Genomic DNA, 19,454 nt, shown 5'->3' on the forward strand with positions numbered 1-19,454 from the left:
CTTGCCAATTACCGCGGTTCTCTCGGCAGCCCGAACAAGTTGGTTCGCTCTGGCCTCATCCAATTACCTCGGTTCGCGAGGAAGCCCCAAGACTCGCTCACCGATGATGTTCCGCTGAATCTCATTCGATCCGGCATAGATGGTGTGGGCTCGGCTGTACAGGAACGTGCGCTGCCATGGGTCCAGCGAGTAGTCCTCACCGTCGTCAACCGCAACCGCCATGGCGTCCGCCCCCCGCACCCCCACCATCAACTCGCCCAGCGAGCGGTGCCAGTTGGACCACAACAGCTTGCCGATGGACATTTCCGGCCCCGGCACCCCACCGGCGTCCACCACGGTGAGCATCCGCAGGTTGTTGTACCGCATGATCTCCAATGTGGCGTAGGCCTGGGACAGCTCCTGACGGATCACCAAATCATCAGCGGTGCCGTTGGCCCGGGCCTCGGCCAGCAGCGCGTCTAGTTCCTGGCGGAAGTAGGTCTGCTGGCCCAGCGTTGAGGCCCCCCGCTCGAAGGCCAGCGTGCCCATGGCCACCTCCCAGCCCCGGCCCACTTGCCCCACCACCAGATCGGCATTGGTCACCGCATCGTCGAAGAACACCTCGTTGAACTCGGTACCGCCGGTGATCTGCACGATGGGGCGAATCTCGATCCCCGGCTGGTCCATGGGCACCAACAGGTAGGAGAGCCCGGCGTGGCGGGCCGAGTCGGGATCAGTGCGGCACACCACGAAGCACCAGTCGGAGTATTGGGCCAGCGAGGTCCAGATCTTCTGGCCGTTGACCACCCACCGATCACCGTCGAGCACCGCTTTGGTGCCCACGTTGGCCAAATCCGACCCGGCATTGGGCTCGGAATAGCCCTGGCACCAGAACTCCTCGCCCGACAGGATCGGCGGCACGAACCGCTCCTGCTGCTCAGGGGTGCCGTAGGCCACCAGAGTCGGTCCCAGCAGCGTGACCCCCATGTTGGGCAGCCGCCCTGGTGCCCGGGCCTCCACGTAGGTCTGGTGGAACAGCACCTGCTCCGACAGGCTGCACTCCCGGCCCCCCAAGTGGGCGGGAAAGTCGATGCCCAGCCAGCCGCCGCCGGCCAGCTCGCGTTCCCAGGCAATCTGCTGTTCGGCGGGAATGTCCTCTTGACCCATCCCGCCCCGGCCCCGCAGCCCGGCGAACTCCCCCACCAAGTGCTCCTCCAGCCACGTCCGCACCTCGTCGCGGAAGTCCCGCTCCGCGGGAGTCAGGTCGAAATCCATCTGCCGGAAATCTACTGGCGGCCACACCGGGTAGACGACCCGCCTCTCAGATCAGACAGCACCTGACCGACGCAGGGATGACATACGGGATTTGCCAAAATGTCGCGATGATCGTCAAGAAATTCAAAGAGGCTGCCCACAACCAAGACCCACGTATACAGGCCGGAATCGCCGCCGAGAAACAAATGGCCCACTATCTGCACCGATTTTTCTCTGATGATCCGAACATCTTCGTTCTGCACGGCTTGCGGCTCGAGGACCCCGCCCAACCAGAGCACGATGACTCCACCGGAGTGTGCCAGATCGATCACCTGCTCGTACACCGCTTTGGGTTCTTCATCATCGAGTGCAAATCCGTGACAGGAGAGGTACAAGTGCGGTCTGATGGCTCGGGAGGAGATGAGTGGACCCGTGTCAACGACCACTGCGAGACGGGAATGCCCTCGCCAATTCAGCAAGCGCGGAGGCAGTCGGAGTTCCTTAGAAAGTTCCTGTACCAGCATGCGGAAGAACTTGTTGGGAGACTTCCATTCGGGATTCGCACTGTCGCCAGGCTCATTTACGGAACGGATCAGCGCGGCTTCGCAAGAGCCCCAATCCAAACCATTGTTGCTGTGTCCGACAAGGGAACGATAAAGAGGATTGATGGATGGAAGGAGCCCCAAGAGCCATTTCGAGTGTTCGTGGCCAAAGCTGATCAAGTGCCTGACAAGATCAACCAGGAACTCAAGCTGCACAGTCGCAACGCGAAGCTGACCAAGATAAGGGGTCAGGGGGATTACGGGATTTGGAACATGAAGAAGCCAGAGGCCCGGACTGTGGCTAGATTTCTTGCCGAGCGGCATGTTGGTCGCATCGGTGTTGCGGATGCACGGCCTGCACTTGCGCAATGCATGCATTGCGGTTCAGAGAAATTAGAAGCGCGAAGGCGGACGCGGCCCTACTACAACGATTACTGGCAGTGCAGTGTGTGCCACGAGAACACGCCGATGCCTGCGGAGTGACCCTGCCTGTGGGTCAACGCAAAAGGGTTACAAGAAGGCACAAATTGGCAGGGAGATGGGGCAGTACTTCCTGGATTGCGAAGCCTGTGGGACTTCCGAACCAATTTGGGCTGAAAGCTGAATGGGAGGGTGCTCTCCGGGCTGTGAACAACCTCTTGGGTGGTGAGGGCAGCGTTCGCTACGGTGCATGAGCAAGGGAAAGCGAACGGCTTGACCCCCGTCGGGGAGTTCGAGCCAACGGATAGCAGGGAGACGCAGACGTGGCGACGACGAAGATGGTCTACTGGCAAGAAGACGAATGGTGGCTCGGGTATCTGGAGGAATTCCCCGACTATTGGACGCAGGGTGAGACGTTGGACGAACTCAAGCAGCATCTGCGCGACCTCTACGCCGACCTGACTAGCGGCGAGCTTCCCGGGGTACGCCGAGTCGCCGACCTCACGCTGGCATGATCACCCCGCCCAGGCATGAAGCGGGTTGACCTGATCAAGCAGATTCAAGCGTCCGGCGCCGTCCTGGTTCGGCATGGCTCCAAGCACGACTGGTACCGCAATCCCGTAACTGGTGCCTATCAGCCCGTGCCCCGCCACCGAGAAATCAACGAAAGGCTGGCTAGGCACATCATCAAACAACTCAGCACGTCTGAGGACTGACGGGCCAGTACTGCTGGGGGATCTGGGAATCAGGCCTCGTCGGCTCTCACCTGGATGGTGTGCCAGCCGGTGGCCCCGTCGGGCGCTGGATTGCTGATCTCCGAGGTCTGCGTGGTCCCGGTACCGTCGGTGGCCCGCACCCTTACTTGGTGTTCACCGAGGGTGGCGTTCCAGGTCACCATCCACTGTCGCCAGGAGTTGATGGTGGTCTCTCGGCTGAGCTCGGCCTCCACCCAATCCTCGTTGTTCACCTGTACCTCAACCTTTTCGATGGCCCGGGTGGGGGCCCAGGCCACCCCGGCAATCGCGGTGGGACCGGGGTCGATGGTGGAGTCCCGGCGGGGCACGTCGATGCGGGACTGGGTCTTGATCGGCCCCTCCTTGGACCAGCCGCGGGGGATCCAGTAGCCGTCGAATGCCTCCCAGGTGGTGAGCTCGATGTCCGACAGCCACTTGGTGGCCGACACATAGCCGTACAAGCCGGCCACTACCAGCCGGGCGGGGAAGCCGTGGGAGATGGGCAGCGGCTCGCCATTCATCTGCACCGCCACCATGGCGATCCTTCCGTCGAGCGCCACCGCGGTGGGAAAACCGGCGGTCCACCGGTCCACCGAGCGCCCCACAATCTGAGTGGCCTGGGGCTGCACTCCCGCCTGGTCCAACACGGTGGCCAGCGGGACTCCCACCCACTCGGCGTTGCCCACCAAGCGGCCGCCCACCCGATTGGATACGCATGACAAGGTCACTTGCTCTCGAACCAGGCCCAGATCCAGCAGCTCATCGAAGCTGATCTCCACCTCCTGATCCACCATGCCGTGGATCCGCAGCGACCAGTCGGCCGGGTCGATCTGGGGATACGAGAGGGCGGTGTCGATCAGGTAGAAGTCCTCGTTGGGCGTGATGAGGGGAGCGATCCCGGCGATGTAGTCGAAGTTGGGCTCTCGCAACGGCTCAGCGGTGACCGAGGGTGTGGGCTCGGCGGTGGCCTCGGGCGTTGCTTCTGCTGTGGGTTCGGCACCGGCGGATTCGGGGGTCGCCGTCGCGGTGGGGGTAGCCGGTTCCGAGGCCGACTCGGTGGGCCTTGGTGTGGCCCGGGCGGTGGGGGTGGCGATTGTGCGGCCTTGGAGGGCTTCGGCAACACCCTCCCTAGCCCCTTCAACGGTGTCGCGCCGCCGCAGCCATCGTCCGAGCAGGCCACCGGCTAGCGAGGCCCCGGCCATGATGCCCACTGCGCCCACAAAGCGACGCCGGTCGTTGAACCGGCCCCTCCCGACCATTGGCACCGGTCGGGCTTCGTCCTCCGAAGGCTCTTCTTCCCTGGACAGCCGGGAAAAGAGGGCCAGCGCGTACAGGCTCATGAACACCGCAATGCCGAAAGCCCCCGACAAGAGGCCCGACATCCATCCCAAGCCGTCGCTGGACAGGGGATTGCGGGCCGCGGCCCACCCGCCGACCACGGCAAACACCACCAGCCCGGCAGGCATCACCCACCAGCGCTTGCGGGACGGCCAGCCCAACACTGCGCCGAGCAGAATCGACACGATGACGATGCCCCACACCAGCGCGGGCTTCTGCGCGGTCCCCAGGGTGTCGATGGACCAGCGCGCGATGAAGCCGGGGGTGATGTCCACAATCTCCTCGGCCACCGAGACCACCAGCGACGGAATCTTGCGGCTCAACCCCGACAAGATCTCGCTCAAACCGAGCGCACCGCCGGCGGCCACAATGCCGGCGGAGATCGCTTGGAACGGGGAGATGGCCGCCCGGCGCTCGCCTGAAACGGCTGTTTCGGATTCGCTCATTTCTGACTCCCGAAGAGTGAGTGGCCCGGGTGTTCTTCATCCGGTCGTGTGGGACTAAGGCTATTGTGATTTTCCACTGTTTGGGCCAATAGACCCGCTACTTGGAGCCGGAATATGGAAATCGTGCCAATCGCTAGCCGATGACACCGCTGGAGGCTTTGGGCGCTGACCAACAGTGGCGGGAGTTGGCCCAGAGCCAGGGAGGACGACTGGGCCGGGTGGTGCAGGTGGACCGGGGCGAGTGCGAGGTGATGACCGACGAGGGCCAGATCCGGGTCTCGTCCGACTCCCAGCGAGCCCAAGGCGATGTGGCTCCGGTAACCGGCGACTGGGTCACCGTAGTTCCCGACCTTGACGACATCCCCACAGTGGAACAGGTGCTGGAGCGGCGCACCCTGGTGGTGCGGCGAGATCCGGCCGAGCACGCCCGAGCCCAAACACTGGTAGCCAACGTCGATGTGGTGGGGGTGGTACACGGCCTCGACCGGCGCATCAATCCGGCCCAGCTCGAGCGCTTCTGCGTGGTGGCCTGGCAGTCGGGCGCGTCGGTGGCGATCATCCTGGCCAAGGCCGATCTTCGCCGCCGCCCCGAGCGGGACGCCGAGAAGGCGGCCGCCCTGGCGCCAGGGGCGTCGGTGGTGGTCACCGCCGCGTTGCGGGGCGAGGGCCTCGATCAAATGACCGCCCTGCTGGAGGGCAACCGCACGCTGGCGCTGCTGGGACCGTCAGGAGTGGGCAAATCCACGCTCATCAACGCTCTGGTGGGGACCGAGGTCCAGAACACCCAAGAAGTGCGGGCGGGCGACGCCCGGGGCCGCCACACCACCATCGCCCGGCGGCTCATCGCGCTCCCCAACGGGGGATCGATCGTGGATACGCCCGGCATCCGAGCCGTGGGGCCGTGGGATGCGTGGGAGGGGCTGGCCGCGGCCTACGCCGAGATCGACGCCCTCGACCAAGACTGCCGTTTCGCCGAAGACTGCTGGCACCAGGGCCAGCCCGGGTGTGCAGTGGCCGGCAACGTGGATTCGGGCCGGCTGCGGCGCTACTTGGAGCTGGCCGACGAGCTGGCCGACCAAGACCTGGACCTCGCCCGCCGACGGCGTTAGCCGCGAGTAGGCCCGACCGCCTGACCGGGCCGCACCGGTCGGCCTGACCAATTCACAGGCCGACCGCTGCATGCGCTAGAAAGCCCGGATGCCGAGCGCAACGCCATTAGCCAACACGATCGCAGCCGTCACCGGTGGAGGCGGGGGTATCGGGGGCGGCATATCCCGGTTGTTCGCCGAGGCGGGGGCCGCAGTGGTGGTCAACGACATCGACGCCGACTTGGCCAACACCGCAGTGGGCGACATCACCGAGGCCGGAGGGCGGGCCATCTCGGTGGTGGGCGACATTACCAACGCCGCGGTAGTGGCCGAGTTCCACCGGGCGTCGGTGGAGTTCGGCGAGGGCCGAGTGGACGTGCTGGTGAACAACGTGGGCGACTACCGGCCGGGTGCGGGCAAGTTCATCAGGACCACCGAGGCCGACTGGGATGCCCAGATCGACATCACCTTCCGCCACGTATTGCGCTGCACCCATGCATTCCTGCCCACCATGGTGGAAGGGGGCGGCGGCACCATCGTGAACGTGTCCACGGTGGAGGCCTTGCGGGCCATGCCCCGGATCGCGGTGTATTCGGCGTCCAACGCCGCCATCATCGCGTTCACCCGATCAATCGCCTTGGAAATGGCCGACCAGAATATCCGGGTCAACTGCATCGCTCCCGACATGGCCGTCACACTGCAAACCCCCCTCGACCAGATGCTGCGGGGCCGACCCCTCGAGCAGGTAACCCGGAATATCCCCTTGTGCCGCTTCGGAAACCCCGACGACTTCGCCGAGGTGGCCCTGTTCTTGGCCTCCGATCAGTCCCGTTTCATGACCGGCCAGACCATCCCCGTCGATGGCGGCACGATGACCGCCCAGGGCTGGTACCGCCGCGCCGACGGCCGAGGCTTCACCAACCTCCCTGACGTGCCTTGATCTGGGGGGAGCTCAGTCCAAGCCGTACTGAGGAAGTCGGCCGTTGGCGATCATCGTGAGGCTGCCGGTGCCGGACTCTTCGGGGTCGTTGGTGGTGACCGTGACCGGGGCGATGCGGTGCATCGGCGTGAACACCTCACCGGAGGTCGCTACAACATCGGCGGGGTGGCTCACGTCCCAGATCTCGTGCTCGACGTAGGACTCGCCCCGATAGACGCCGAGGCCGAGCTCGTCGTCCCAACCGCCGCTGTACCCCAGCCCGGCCATGGCCACCGCCGAACCCAGCGGTGCCGAGCCGAGCCGCAGCGACCGCCCGTCGTCCAGTTGCACTGCCATTTCGGCCGACGAGAACCGACGGGTGTCGGCGAAGAAGTCCAGTGAAAGATCGGCCTGGGTGACGTGGCCGTCGGTGTCGGGAGCGTCCCGATCCCGGATCAGCCCGGTGAGGTAGACCCGCTCCGCTCCCCGCTCCATGATCTGCACGTGCCCGGCCCGATGGTTGGTGGAGAAGAACAGGAAGTAGAACAAGGTGCCCACCTCGCTGTGGCGGCGGGGCGGCCCGGTCACCGGCTCGGGGATGCCCATGGAGGGGCGCACTCCCCAGGAGTGGTCCCGGCCGCCCCACCAGCCATCCACCTCCAAGCCCTCGTCGCCGATTGTGATCCAGCCGTCCACCACCCCCACCTGGTTGAACCGCTGGTAGTTTTGGGCCACCCGGCCCCGCTCCCGCTCTACGTGGGGCTTCTCGATCTCCGGGGCCAGCTCGGCCCGCCACACCAGATCGCAGGCGATGGAGTGATCGCCGGGGGCCAGGATCACCCTCAGCTCTTCCAGCGGGACCGTCGGCTCCACCCGCATCGGCCCCACCTCGGGCTCGAAGCGGGGGCGCAGCGCCCGCGACGCCCGCAGATTGTGCTGGGTGCCGCCCCGCACCATCACCACCCCGCCGTCGATCACGTTCATGTTGTTGTAGGAGCCCATGGTGAACTGCACCGCGGCCTGTCCGGCCGGGTCGTAGATGGCGAACCAGTAGCGGTCGAAGAACCGGGGATCAGACGTGCCAACGTGCTCGAACGGCTCGGCAATCTGGTGCCACAGGGTGTCGTCAAGGGGTCCGAGCATGGCTACTTCAGCCTTTCTGTGGAATCGGCCAAGTAGGCCCGCACCGCGGGGGACTGCTCAGACCCGCTCATGATCTCATCGGTGAGCTGGGCCCGCAGGCTCCGGTGGTATACGTCGGCTGCCTCGTAGTCGACAACGCCGGGCACGGCTTCCTCTAGCGCCGCGGGTTCGATGCCCAAGACCTCTTCCAGAGCCCGAATGTCGATCACCAGATCGGGCAGCACCTCAGACCATCGCGCCGCGGCGTGCTCCAGAGCCGCGGCCGCAAAGGCGATCTGCTCCTGCGTATAGGAGTCAGACACTTCGGGGGAGGCCAACTCCACCAGCACTCGGCGGGCCCCGATGATCTGCTCGCTCAATGTCGGTCTCATCCCAGATGCTCCTCAATCTGCTCGCTCAATGTCGGTCTCATCCCAACTCCTCCGCGGTCTGGGCCAAAAGCAATTTGGCTAGTTGTCCAGCTCCTAACCACACCCGAAGGGTGCGGTCGTCACAGAAGCTGCGCACCCCGGTGATGACGATGGCCGCCAGCTTGTAGTTGGCCAGCACCTGCCAGAATCGCAGCGCATCCCGGTCGACGGTCCGGCCGGTGCGAGCCTCATAGGCCGACACCAGATCTGCCGCCTCCCACCGTCCGGGAATCTGGTGCTCGACCCGGCGGAGCGGGTTGGTCACCCATCCCACATCCTCGGCGAGATCGCCCAAGTGCACGGTCTCCCAGTCCAGCAGCACCTGCACCAAGTTGCCGTCGAACAGTACATTGCCCGGCTTTATGTCACCGTGGACCACGGTGATCTCGCCGGGCTCGGGCCGGTTGCGGCGCATCCACTGCTCGATATAGGCCAGCACCGGCTGGGGCTCCAATGACTGGCGCTCGATCACCGCGGCCCACTCGTCGATGGCCGCCTCCGCCGGATCAGCGGGCACAGCCAGAACCTCGTTTAGTCCGGCGCCTTTCCAGTCCAGAGCGTGAATCTCGATCATCAGATCCACCATCTGCGAGGCGATCCCCACTCGGGAGTCTTCGTCGGGCCGACCGTCGCCTCCTTGCAGAATGAAGTGGTCGTTGTGGCCGTCATAGCGGGTCATCACCATCGCCGGGCGGCCCAGTTCCGACCCGTCGGCGTCCAGCCACACCACCTCGGGAGATCGCACCGGCTGGTCGTGCAACCGCCGCAGCACCTCAAACTCCACCCTGCGGTCGGTTTCGAGCACGCTGCCCACCGGATCACGCCGCAAGAACAGCTGTCGATGGTGCGACTGCCCGCCATCTTGCCAATGCAGATCGAACGGCCAATTCTCCCGTGACTGCCCTCCGATGGCCCGAGCCTCGCCTTCCACCCGAAGCCCGTAAACCTCGCCCAAGCGCGCTCGGATGAATCCTTCTAGGGCGGCGTCAAAGTCCCCGGTCATCGAAAGAACACGCTACCGACTCGGCGCGGAGTGGAGCTGAGCGGACTCGAACCGCCGGCCTCCTCGTTGCGAACGAGGCGCTCTAGCCAACTGAGCTACAGCCCCAAATGCCGAATCAAGCCTAATGGGGGAGACGCGCCGAACCGCGATTGGAATGAGCGGGTGTCAGCGGGAAGAAGAGATCAGCGCTGGCCGCCGGAGGCCACGTCCCAGGAGCGGGGCTGTGAGTCGTCGGCACCGACCGGATTGAGCCGATCCTCGCGGGTTCTTTGGTGCTGGACCAGCAGCATGGCGTAGCCCAACAGCAAGGCGTCAATCAGCAGGTGTACCACTAAGGCGAATCCGCCCAGATAGACGGCGAAGACGAAGGAGGCCAGCGCACCCACGATAAGCGTCACCAGGATGCGGCGCCGACGGCGGCGGGCGTCGATCGAAGTCCGGGGTATCCCTCGATTCGAATTCGAAGCCATCTGATTAGCGTACACCCGAGGCGGCAGGGTGATATTGGGCCGAAGGGCCACCACTGGAGCGGCCATGGCACCCCGCTCAGCCAGACGGGGATTCACAGAGCGAAGCGGAGCGCGGAAACCCAACTGCGGCGTGCGCCGCCTAAACCCGAATTGCCCGTTACGCGCCCGGCGAATCAGGGGCGGTAGCAAAAAGGCAGCCCATGCAGCTGCCAAGATCATGAGCAACACTGATGTCACCAATCTCGGGGGTCCCTTGCACGATTAATCGTAAGCCCTATTAGTGGGCTCACTGGTGGATGGTCGTGCCTGCACCCTTCGCGAAGGCTGTCTGAACGCGCTACGGCAATAGGCAGATGGACATTACAGGGACTTAACACTTGTTACGGTTCTACTACAGAAAGTCCACCCGCGCCACCCCGTCTTCAGCAGGCATTTCAGGGGGATACGGTCAGTCGTTGTAGGTCGAGTCGGCATCCTCCAAACGCCGATAAGAACCAGAGCGCCCACCTGTCTTTTCCCACAGGGCGATTTCTCCGATCACCATCTCCTTGTCCCGCGATTTGCACATGTCATAAACCGTCAGAGCGGCCACCGAACAGGCCGTGAGGGCTTCCATTTCCACCCCGGTCCGGTCGATCGTTTCCACCTCGGCCTCGATCTCGATGTAGGTGTCCTCGATCCTGAAGTTGACCAACACCGCCCCCACCAGCAACGGGTGGCACAGCGGGATGAGCTCGGGAGTGCGCTTAGCCGCCTGGATCCCCGCTACCCGGGCCACCGCCAGCACATCCCCCTTCCCGATGGCACCCCGGGCCACCGCTGAGGCGGTGTCGGCACTCATGAACACCTTGGCCCGAGCAATGGCCCGGCGGTGCGAGGGATCTTTGGGAGTTACGTCCACCATGCGGGCCCGGCCGAGAGGATCGAGGTGGGTGAATCCGACGTCGGTCACATCAGCCCCCTAGTCACGCAAGACCCCATGTCACATCAGCCCCCGATCTGTGACATCGATCGGCCGGGGCGGATGAAGTGCACCTGGTTGATGGCGTGCCCGGCCCACTTGTCCTTGACCACATCGGAGATGACGGCAGCGATCTCATCGTCGCTGACCTCCGAGCGCACCAGCTCCCGAAGGTCGTGCTCATCTACTGCGAACAGGCAGTTGCGGAACATGCCCTCGGCGGTGAGCCGTACCCGGTCACAATTTCCACAGAAGGCGTCGGTCACGCTGGCGATCACCCCGAACGAACCCTGGCCGTCGGCGTAGTGCCATACCGCGGCCGGTGAATGGGATCGCTCAACGGGGGCCAGGGGAAACGCCTCGCCCACCGTGGTCACGATCTCGTCGAGGGTGACAACTTTGTCGTTGCTCCACGAGAGGTCGGCGTCCAGCGGCATGAATTCGATGAACCGGACCTCCACGCCCTTGTCTCGGCCGAACCGGGCGAAGTCCACGATCTCGTCGTCGTTGATGCCCCGCATCATCACCGCATTGACCTTCACCGGGTTGAGTCCGGCGGCCAGGGCGGCGTCGATTCCGTCGAGCACCCGGTCCAATTCGTCCCGGCGAGTGAACTCCTCGAACCGCTCGGGTCGAAGGGAGTCGAGAGAGATGTTGATCCGCCGCAACCCGGCGGCGGCCAGCTTCTCGGCCAGAAGACCCAGGGTAGCCCCGTTGGTGGTCAGGGCCAGATCGACGCCCAAGGCCGCGAGCTTCTCCACCAGCACCGGCAAGTTGGCCCGCACAGTGGGCTCCCCGCCGGTGAGGCGGATGCTGTCTATGCCGAAGCGGTCGACCATCAATTTGGCGATGCGCTCGATTTCCTCGAAGGTGAGCAGGTCTTCGCGGGGCAGCCAGTCGAGCCCGTCGGCGGGCATGCAATACGTGCAGCGGAAATTGCATCGGTCGGTTATCGAGATACGGAGATCCCGGTGTACCCGTCCAAAGGTGTCGATCAGCGGCACGCTCACTCCCCCCATTCTGGCCGAATAAGGCGCCGAACACACTGTGGAAAGCCAATCCGGGGCCGGTTGGCTCGCGGTCAGCGCAGGATGAGCAGCGACACCGCCTCGCCGACGTCGAGGCCGTCGCCGTCGGGCAGCACGGCTAGGGCGTCGGCTGCGGCCATGGCCGACAGCTGGTGCGATCCCTGGCCTCCGGCCGATCGGGCCAGGAACTCGCCGTCGGCGTACTCGACTCGAACTCGGGCGAAGTGGGTCTTTCCGTCGGGTCGGCGGCGTAACCCCTCGGCCACGCGGCCCATCACCGGCTGGCGATGCCAGGTATCGGGAGGATGGCCCATCATCTTGCGCAGGCCGGGCCGGGCGAACAGTTCGAACGACACCATGGACGACACCGGATTGCCCGGCAGCCCGAACACCGGGATGCCCTGCACCAGACCGAACGCCAGCGGCTTGGCCGGCTTTATGGCCACCTGCATCCAAGACATGTCGCCGATCTCGTCGAGCACCTTCTTCACGTAGTCGTAGTCGCCCATGCTCACCCCACCCGAGGTCAAAAGGGCGTCGCACTTCTCCACTCCCGCCCGGATGCCGGCGGCAATCTCATCCTCGTCATCGGCCATGCTGCCCAAATCCACCGGTTCGCACCCGGCCTCAGCCAGCAAAGACAACAGCGTGTGCCGGTTGGAATCGCGGATTTGGCCCATCTCCAGCGGCTGCGGCCCCTCGACCAGCTCGTCGCCGGTGGACATGACCCCCACTCGAGCCCTCGGCCGCACCCTCACCTGGTACATGCCCAGGCTGGTGAGCACTCCCAAGTGCCCGGGAGTCAGAACCTCTCCCGGCCCGAACACCGTCTGGCCCACCGTCAGGTCCTCGCCGGCCCGGCGAATGTGGTTGCCCGCGGGCACCGACTGGGCCACGGTCACCCCGGTGCCGTCGGGACTGGTCTCGGTGAGTTCCACCATGACCACTGCGTCGGCACCGGGGGGTATGACTGCCCCGGTCATGATGCGCACAGCCTGTCCGGCGCCCACAGTGATATCGGGCGGCACGCCCGCGGCCACCGTGCCCGCAACGGCCAGAGTCACCGGCGCATCGGCCACGTCGGACGATCGCACCGCAAAACCGTCCATCGCCGTGTTGTCGAATGGGGGAACCAGCTCAGGCGCCACCACGGTCTCAGTGGTGACCAGCCCTCGGGCGTGGTCTACCCCAACGACCACTTCGTCCAGCAGGTTGCACCCCGCCAGCACCCGCTCCTGGGCTTCAGCCAGCGGAATCATCACCAGAGAGCCGGTTCTTGTCGTCGCCACATGCGGCGAATGTTCTCATGGTGGCGGGCGACAACCACCACCGTCACCCCAATCGCCACGCCGACGTCGGGCGCCGGCCACCCCTGGATGGCCACCGCCGCCGGCGCAGCCGCCGTCGCCACCAGCGAGGCCGCGCCAGCCCGCTTGGTGCCGGCCAAAGCCACCGCCCACACGCCGATGAGAATTACCCCTACCACCGGGGTGAGGGCCAACAGCATTCCCTCGAAGGTGGCCACCCCCTTGCCCCCTTCGCGGTAGCGTCCCAGCGGCACGATATGGCCCACCACCGCGGCCGCACCACACGCTGCCCCAATCAACTGGTCGCCGAAGATCAGGCCCAGCCCGGCAGCGATGAATCCCTTTCCCACATCACTGAGCAGAACCCAAGCAGCCGGCCACCGCCCCGCCACCCGGTACACATTGCTGGCCCCCGGGTTCTTCGACCCCTCCCGCGTCGGATCGTGCCCCGTATACCTCCCCACCAAAAGCGCGCCGGGAAACGTCCCCCACGCATAGCCGGCCAGCACGAGCCACCATGCCCAGTCCACGCGCCAACAATACAAAAGTGGGACCCGCCAGCCTGCCGGAGGCTGGTACCACCCTCAGATAGCCAACAAACACAACCCACCCCTATCCTTTAACTCCGTGCCCGCCTACGACTACAACTGCCAAACCTGCGGCACCCTCTTCGAAGTCATCCAGTCGTTCTCCGAAGATTCCCTGACGCTCTGCCCCAAAGCCGATTCGATCGCCAGCCCCGCCGCCTGCACCCAGCCCGGCAAGGGCCAGGTTTCCAAGGTCTTCAGCGTCCCCAGCATCACCTTCAAGGGCGACGGCTTCTACCGCAACGACAGCCGCTCAGGGGCCAAGTCATCCACCGTGGCCGGCTCTTCAACCAACGGCGACAGCTCCAACGGCTCAGAGAAGTCCGACGCCGCGAAGCCTGACGCTGGCAAGTCCGACAGCAGCTCATCGGAGTCCTCCAGCCGCGAACCGGCCAAAGCCGCCTCCAGTTCCTCCGACGACTAAGTGGTGTGTCGCAGGAATAATCGCTCGTGTCCTGCTAGGCATCGACGCCCCTCGCGGCGTTGCTCCTCCTTGCCGTACGCTCCGGGTATGGCTGCGTCGGTGCGCCTTGCGAGGAACGCCGCTGCCGTCGCGATCCACGGCGCTATTCCTGCGACACACCACTAGCCATGCCTGAGATCGGCGTCATCGGCGGCTCCGGTCTCTACTCCCTGCTGGACGATGCCGTAGAAGTTCCCGGCGACGATGCCTTCGGTCCACCGTCGGGGCCACTCACTATCGGCTTGGTAGACGATATCGAGGTGGTATTTCTGGCTCGCCACGGCCCCGGCCACCGATATCCGGCCCACAAGGTCAACTACCGGGCCAACCTGTGGGCCCTGCGACAAGCCGGGGTTCGGGCCATATTCGGACCAAGCGCCTGCGGCTCGCTGCGTCGTGAGCTCGCTCCTGGCCACATAGTGGTGTGCGACCAACTGGTCGACCGCACTTCGGGCCGGGCCGACACCTACTTCGACACCGTCACCAACCACGTCTCGCTGGCCGACCCCTACTGCGACGAGCTCCGCCAGGCGCTGCTTGGCGCCGCCCGCTCCGAGGGCATGACCGCCCACGATGGGGGCACCATGACGGTGATCTCGGGCCCCCGCTTCTCCACTCGGGCCGAGTCCCGCTGGTTCCGCGACAACGGCTGGGACGTGGTGGGGATGACCCAGTACCCCGAGGCCGCCCTGGCCGCCGAGCTGGGTATCTGCTATGCCACCGCTGCGCTGGTCACCGACTACGACGTGGGCCTGGACGACGATCCCGACATCGAGCCGGTCACCCAAGACGAGGTGTTCGCCTTCTTCGCCCAGAACGTCGACAAAATGCGAGCAGTGCTGTTCGGCGCCATTCGGGCCATTGCCCGCAATCTCCCCGACTGCTCCAACCGCACCAACGGCATCGACCCGCCCCTGCCGGAATCCTGACCCTTCCCAACGACCCAAACCGCAGCTAACCTGAGCGACGCTTCCCCCGCATCATGCATCGCGAAGGCGCGCGCTGGTGGCCGCATCTCCCGAATCCGACGACCAAGCCCTCACCTGGCGGGGCTCGCTTCTAGCCCGACTGCCGGGCGGGCGGCGCAGCTACTGGATAGTGGTGGCGATGGCCGCAGCGATCACCGGACTGGTGGTAGCCGCCATCGCCGCCATGGCCGGAGGCGGCCCGTCACTGGGCGAACTCACCCCGGTAATCGTGGCCACCCAACCCATCGAAGCCGGAGAGCAGTTGAGTGAGCAAAATGCCGAAGCCCGACGGCACCCGGCTCTCACCCTGCCTGCCGGAGCGGTGGCCGCCCTCCGCGGCGACGAAGTGGCGTCATCCGCCATCCACACCGGTGAGGTGGTGACCGCGGCTCGATTGGGCGGGTTGCCCATAGGGGATCGAACCGAGGTGGCCATACCCGCCCACACCGCTCTGCCCCCGCTGGCCCCCGGCGACCTCGTGGATGTGCTGGTGACACTGCCCCTGCCTGGCGACGGCGGCACCCAGACCCAAGCCACGCTCACCGTGGCCACTGCCGCGATGGTCACCGACAGGGCCGAGCACGCCGTCACCATCGCCGTCACCGGCCAAGAGCTGCTTCCGGTGGCCTCCGCGGTAGTCCAGGGATCGGTGACCCTGGCTTTGGTCCAGGCCGGTTGAGAGGTGTCGCCTTTAGCGAACCGAGGCTGCTATGAGGCTAAGCACCAGAAGGGCCACCAGCACCCGGTACACCGCGAACGGGCCGAAGCTGCGAGTGCGCACTAGGGCCAGCAGTCCCTTGACCGCGGCGAAACCGGTGACTGCCGATACCACCGTGCCCCACGCGAAAGCGGCCCGGGCATCGGCGGGGATGCCTCCCCACCCGCCGATGTCGATGAACTGATAGACGCCGGCCCCCGCGATCACCGGCACGCTCATCAGCATGGCCAGGCGGGCGGCGGTCTCGCGATCGAAGCAGAGCAGCCGCCCGGCGGTGATGATCACTCCCGAGCGTGAGACGCCCGGCTGGAGAGAGCAGGCCTGGGCCAAACCCAGCAGCACGGCGTCGCGCACCCCGACGTCCTCGGTGTGCCGCTGGCCATGACGTCGATCGGACCACCACAGCAGAACGCCGAACACTGCCAACATCACCGCGGTGAGCCACACCTCGTCGTCGGCCTCGTCGATCACCGACCGCAGCCCCACCCCCACCGCCGCGGCGGGCACGGTGGCCAAAACCAACAGCCAGCCCAGCCGGCCCTCGGCAGTCATCGCTGCTTGTCGCCGGGACACAGCGGCAACCCCATCTCGCACCAATGCCCACACCTCGCGACGCAAACAGGCCACCAACCCCACCAATGTGCCCAGGTGGAGGGCCACGTCGAAGGCCTTCTTGAGGTCGTCGTTGCCCTCGAAGTCGTTCCAATCGGCCAGCCAGGGGATGATCTGGAGGTGTCCGCTGGACGACACCGGCAGGAATTCGGTCAGCCCCTGGGCGATGCCCAGCAGAATGGCGTGCAGAACCGACATGGCCTCGTGGCCTGGGGCTAGCCCTTAGGCGCCGGACATGGTGACTTCGGCCACCACCAACGACACTCCCGCCGAGCTCATTGGCAACCAGGTGAGGTCGGAGCCCACCGCGGCCACGTCCAACAGCATCCGCTGGAGGGTGGAGGCGATGGTGATCTCCCTCACCGGCTCGGCCAACTCGCCGTTGCGGATGCGCAGCCCTTCAGCGCCGGTGGAGAAGTCGCCGCTTACCGGGTTCACCCCTGAGTGCAGCCCCGACACCCCCTGCACTAAAACCCCGTTGTCTATGCCGGCAATGAGCTCGCTTGGCGGCCGGTCGCCGGGCACCAGTGACAGCGCCTGGCAGCCCACTCCGGGGGTGCTGGCGTATCCCCGAACGGCTGAGCCGGTGGAGGCCGACCCTGAGCGCCGCCCGGTGTAGCTGTTGTGAAGGAACTGCTCGAGCTGGCCACCGCCGATGAGCAGGTTGCGCCGGGTGGCCAGGCCCTCGCCGTCGGTGTCAGAGGCGGTGAACGCCTCCGGGTTGGTGGGGTCGTCCACCAGGGTGACGGTGGCCGCGGCCACTTGGTCGCCCAGTCGATCGGCGAACAGCGACCGGCCCTTGAGCACCGCCTCGCCCGACAGGGTGCTGCCGATGATGCCCAGGAACTGGGCGGTCACGAAGGGGTCGAGCACCACGGTGACCCGCTCGGTGGGGGGCTGGGTGGCCCCCAGCATCCGAGTGGCCCGCTCCACCGCGTCGCTCGCCGCGACCACCACGTCGAGGGTGCCGGGCTCTCGGCCCACCGAGAACCCGAAGCCGGTCTGGGTCTCCTCGCCTTCGGAGGCCAGCGAGTAGGCGGTGAGGTAGCACGAGGTGTCCCTTCCCGTGCTGCGGATGCCGGTGGTGGTGGCAATGGCGTCGGCGCTCAAGGCGTCGCCGTAGTCGGCCGACTCCACTCCCACGATGCGGGGATCGCCGGCCAGTACCGCCCGTTCCAATTCCAGCGCCATATCGATCTTGGCCTCGGTGCTCACCTCCAGCAGGGCCTCGTTGTAGAGGTCGAGCTCCGGAGGGTCCACCCCGTCGGGCTCGGCTAGGCCGAAGAACTCGTCGGGGGAGCCGAACACGGCGTTGTCGCGGGCCTCGGCCAGGGTTTCCTCCAGCACCGCCGGATCGAGGGTTCCAGCGTGGGCGAACCCCTGGCGGTTGTCGGCAATGACCCGGATGCCCACGCCTTGCGACTCGGCCACCGACAGCGACTCGATCTCGCCTTCGTAGACCCGAACATCGGTCTCCTGGCTGTGGCCGACCACTGCCTCGATCTGTTCGCCGTCACGGCCCCAGCCCACGATGCGCTCGGCGATCTCCAACAGCTCCTCAGGGTTCATGCCGTAGTCCTTTTGATGCTGAACCCCGCGTGGCGAGCCGTCACGCCGCGGTTCCGCCGATGGTCATCGACGCCACTCGCAGTGTGGGAGTGCCGTCGCCCACCGGAACACCTTGGCCGTCCTTTCCGCAGGTGCCGGGCGACCCCATGACGAAGTCGTTGCCCAGCGCCTCGATACCGGCCAGCACTTCAGGGCCGTTCCCGATGAGGTTGCCCTCCCGGATCGGGGAGCCGATCTTGCCGTTCTCGATCAGATAGGCCTCGCTCATTCCGAACACGAAATCGCCGGTGGCGGTGTTCACCTGGCCGCCACCCAGGTGGGCCACATACACCCCACGGTCGGTGGCGGCGATGATGTCGGCAGGATCTTCGGACCCGTTGGCCAGATAGGTGTTGGTCATCCTCACCATGGGCAGGTGCTGGTAGCTCTGGCGGCGGCCGTTACCCGAGCTCTCCCGGCCTTCCTTGCGGGCCCGCAGCAGATCCCACATGTAGTCGGTGAGCACGCCGTTCTCGATGAGCACGTTGCGCTGGGCCGGTCGGCCCTCGTCGTCGATGGCGTAGGCCCCCCACTCCCGGGCCATGGTCCCGTCGTCGATGAGGGTGACCTCGGGGTGGGCCACCTGCTCACCCACCCGGTTGCGGAACACCGAGGCCTGCTTGGCCACCAAGTCGGCTTCTAGGCCGTGTCCGCAGGCCTCGTGGAACAGCACCCCGCCGCCGCCGGGTCCGATAACCACCGGCATCGAGCCGCTGGGAGCGGGCTGGGCGGCCAGCTTGGTGAGCGCCCGATTGGCCGCGGTGCGGGCCAGGGCGTCCACCTCGTACTCGTCGAACAGCTCGAATCCGATGGGACGCCCCACGCTCTCGAACCCGGTCTGCATGCCGGTGTCGCCCACCGCCACGCACGACACCGCGAAGCGGGTGCGCACCTGGTCGTCTCCGGCCAGCAGCCCGTCGCTGTTGGCCACCAGAATGCGGCGGCGCCCATCGGCGTAACGGGCCGACACCTGGGTTATGGCCGAGCCGGACGCACGGGCGGCCTCGTCAGCCCGGCCCAGCAACTCCACCTTGGTGGCCTTGGCCACCGTCTCGGGCAGCACTTGCACCTCTTGGGGGGCAGGCGCATCCACCCGATCAAGAGCCACAACCTGGTGGCCCCCGCCTCCACCCCGGGCCGCGGAAGCCGCGGCCCGAGCCGCCTTGGCCAAACCGGCCTCAGTCAAGTCGGAGGTGTGGGCGAAGCCGGTGGTATCGCCCACCACTACGCGGATTCCCGCTCCCCGGGTTCGCCCCGAGCTCAGCTCCTCCACTTTGCCGTCGTCGAGCAGCGCCGACGACGAGCGCCGGTCCTCCACGAAGACCTCGGCGAACTCGCCCCCGGTTTTCAACGCCTCCGACAGCGTGCCGGCAACAACAGACTCGTCGATCACAGCCTCTCCCTTTGTCTTGCCGCAGTAGCCTACCCACCCCCTTCCCAAACTGAGAACAGGGCT

Annotated in this window: 21 protein-coding genes and 1 tRNA gene; 8 read left to right on the forward strand and 14 right to left on the reverse strand. The window is 65.9% G+C overall.

Annotated elements, in window-relative coordinates; translation table 11 throughout:
- Positions 1-63: 63 nt before the first annotated feature.
- A complete protein-coding gene (locus tag OXG30_09535) occupies positions 64-1,254 on the reverse strand; it encodes an acyl-CoA dehydrogenase family protein (protein MCY4135137.1) in 1,191 nt (396 codons plus the stop codon).
- Positions 1,255-1,361: 107 nt separating this feature from the next.
- On the opposite strand from OXG30_09535, the gene OXG30_09540 reads away from it, so the two are divergent.
- From OXG30_09540 to OXG30_09550, 3 genes are all read left to right on the forward strand, one after another.
- Complete coding sequence (locus tag OXG30_09540; protein MCY4135138.1) at positions 1,362-2,258, forward strand: nuclease-related domain-containing protein; 897 nt, start codon at positions 1,362-1,364, stop codon at positions 2,256-2,258.
- A gap of 260 nt (positions 2,259-2,518) precedes the next feature.
- Positions 2,519-2,710 (forward strand): type II toxin-antitoxin system HicB family antitoxin, encoded by a 192-nt coding sequence (locus OXG30_09545; protein MCY4135139.1) that lies wholly within the window; start codon positions 2,519-2,521, stop codon positions 2,708-2,710.
- 15 nt (positions 2,711-2,725) lie between these two features.
- Positions 2,726-2,911, forward strand: a complete 186-nt coding sequence (locus tag OXG30_09550; protein ID MCY4135140.1) for a type II toxin-antitoxin system HicA family toxin — start codon at positions 2,726-2,728, stop codon at positions 2,909-2,911.
- A gap of 29 nt (positions 2,912-2,940) precedes the next feature.
- On the opposite strand, the gene OXG30_09555 is transcribed toward OXG30_09550, so the two are convergent.
- A complete protein-coding gene (locus tag OXG30_09555; protein ID MCY4135141.1) occupies positions 2,941-4,713 on the reverse strand; it encodes a molybdopterin-dependent oxidoreductase in 1,773 nt (590 codons plus the stop codon).
- A 140-nt stretch (positions 4,714-4,853) separates the two neighbouring features.
- On the opposite strand from OXG30_09555, the gene rsgA reads away from it, so the two are divergent.
- Together rsgA and OXG30_09565 are read left to right on the forward strand one after the other, a co-directional pair.
- Complete coding sequence (gene rsgA, locus OXG30_09560; GenBank protein ID MCY4135142.1) at positions 4,854-5,822, forward strand: ribosome small subunit-dependent GTPase A; 969 nt, start codon at positions 4,854-4,856, stop codon at positions 5,820-5,822.
- Positions 5,823-5,910: 88 nt separating this feature from the next.
- Positions 5,911-6,741 (forward strand): SDR family oxidoreductase, encoded by an 831-nt coding sequence (locus tag OXG30_09565; GenBank protein MCY4135143.1) that lies wholly within the window; start codon positions 5,911-5,913, stop codon positions 6,739-6,741.
- A gap of 12 nt (positions 6,742-6,753) precedes the next feature.
- Here OXG30_09565 and OXG30_09570 read toward each other — a convergent pair whose 3' ends face one another.
- The 9 genes from OXG30_09570 to OXG30_09610 form a co-directional block, all read right to left on the reverse strand.
- On the reverse strand, positions 6,754-7,863 hold the full coding sequence (locus OXG30_09570) for a hypothetical protein (protein MCY4135144.1): 1,110 nt from the start codon (positions 7,861-7,863) through the stop codon (positions 6,754-6,756).
- Positions 7,864-7,865: 2 nt separating this feature from the next.
- Positions 7,866-8,234, reverse strand: coding sequence for a hypothetical protein (locus tag OXG30_09575; protein MCY4135145.1), 369 nt, complete (start codon positions 8,232-8,234; stop codon positions 7,866-7,868).
- A gap of 37 nt (positions 8,235-8,271) precedes the next feature.
- On the reverse strand, positions 8,272-9,276 hold the full coding sequence (locus tag OXG30_09580; protein MCY4135146.1) for a phosphotransferase family protein: 1,005 nt from the start codon (positions 9,274-9,276) through the stop codon (positions 8,272-8,274).
- Positions 9,277-9,307: 31 nt separating this feature from the next.
- Positions 9,308-9,381 (reverse strand) — tRNA-Ala (locus tag OXG30_09585).
- 77 nt (positions 9,382-9,458) lie between these two features.
- Positions 9,459-9,746 (reverse strand): hypothetical protein, encoded by a 288-nt coding sequence (locus OXG30_09590; GenBank protein ID MCY4135147.1) that lies wholly within the window; start codon positions 9,744-9,746, stop codon positions 9,459-9,461.
- 448 nt (positions 9,747-10,194) lie between these two features.
- A complete protein-coding gene (moaC, locus tag OXG30_09595; protein MCY4135148.1) occupies positions 10,195-10,698 on the reverse strand; it encodes a cyclic pyranopterin monophosphate synthase MoaC in 504 nt (167 codons plus the stop codon).
- Positions 10,699-10,733: 35 nt separating this feature from the next.
- A complete protein-coding gene (gene moaA / locus OXG30_09600) occupies positions 10,734-11,717 on the reverse strand; it encodes a GTP 3',8-cyclase MoaA (protein ID MCY4135149.1) in 984 nt (327 codons plus the stop codon).
- A 71-nt stretch (positions 11,718-11,788) separates the two neighbouring features.
- Positions 11,789-13,024 (reverse strand): molybdopterin molybdotransferase MoeA, encoded by a 1,236-nt coding sequence (locus OXG30_09605; protein MCY4135150.1) that lies wholly within the window; start codon positions 13,022-13,024, stop codon positions 11,789-11,791.
- Positions 12,994-13,572 (reverse strand): glycerol-3-phosphate acyltransferase, encoded by a 579-nt coding sequence (locus tag OXG30_09610; protein MCY4135151.1) that lies wholly within the window; start codon positions 13,570-13,572, stop codon positions 12,994-12,996. Before OXG30_09610 ends, OXG30_09605 begins: the two co-directional genes overlap by 31 nt.
- A gap of 97 nt (positions 13,573-13,669) precedes the next feature.
- Between OXG30_09610 and OXG30_09615 the strand changes: the two genes are divergently transcribed.
- From OXG30_09615 to OXG30_09625, 3 genes are all read left to right on the forward strand, one after another.
- Positions 13,670-14,053 carry an FmdB family transcriptional regulator gene (locus OXG30_09615; protein ID MCY4135152.1) on the forward strand — a complete coding sequence of 128 codons (384 nt, stop codon included), beginning with the start codon at positions 13,670-13,672 and terminating at the stop codon, positions 14,051-14,053.
- A 167-nt stretch (positions 14,054-14,220) separates the two neighbouring features.
- Positions 14,221-15,021, forward strand: coding sequence for an S-methyl-5'-thioadenosine phosphorylase (locus tag OXG30_09620; protein MCY4135153.1), 801 nt, complete (start codon positions 14,221-14,223; stop codon positions 15,019-15,021).
- 76 nt (positions 15,022-15,097) lie between these two features.
- Positions 15,098-15,739 carry an SAF domain-containing protein gene (locus OXG30_09625; GenBank protein MCY4135154.1) on the forward strand — a complete coding sequence of 214 codons (642 nt, stop codon included), beginning with the start codon at positions 15,098-15,100 and terminating at the stop codon, positions 15,737-15,739.
- Between the two features lie 12 nt (positions 15,740-15,751).
- Here the strand turns inward: OXG30_09625 and OXG30_09630 are convergent, their stop codons facing one another.
- From OXG30_09630 to OXG30_09640, 3 genes are read right to left on the reverse strand one after another with little or no spacing between them, the layout of a single operon-like run.
- Entirely contained in the window at positions 15,752-16,588 is an 837-nt protein-coding gene (locus tag OXG30_09630) for an undecaprenyl-diphosphate phosphatase (protein MCY4135155.1), read from the reverse strand.
- Positions 16,589-16,612: 24 nt separating this feature from the next.
- The gene (locus OXG30_09635) at positions 16,613-17,959 is read right to left on the reverse strand and encodes a TldD/PmbA family protein (GenBank protein MCY4135156.1); all 1,347 of its coding nucleotides are present in this window, start codon (positions 17,957-17,959) and stop codon (positions 16,613-16,615) included.
- 40 nt (positions 17,960-17,999) lie between these two features.
- Positions 18,000-19,391 (reverse strand): TldD/PmbA family protein, encoded by a 1,392-nt coding sequence (locus tag OXG30_09640; protein MCY4135157.1) that lies wholly within the window; start codon positions 19,389-19,391, stop codon positions 18,000-18,002.
- Positions 19,392-19,454 lie beyond the last annotated feature (63 nt).

This window comes from bacterium (assembly GCA_026708015.1).
Classification (GTDB): Bacteria; Actinomycetota; Acidimicrobiia; order Acidimicrobiales; family Bin134; genus Poriferisocius.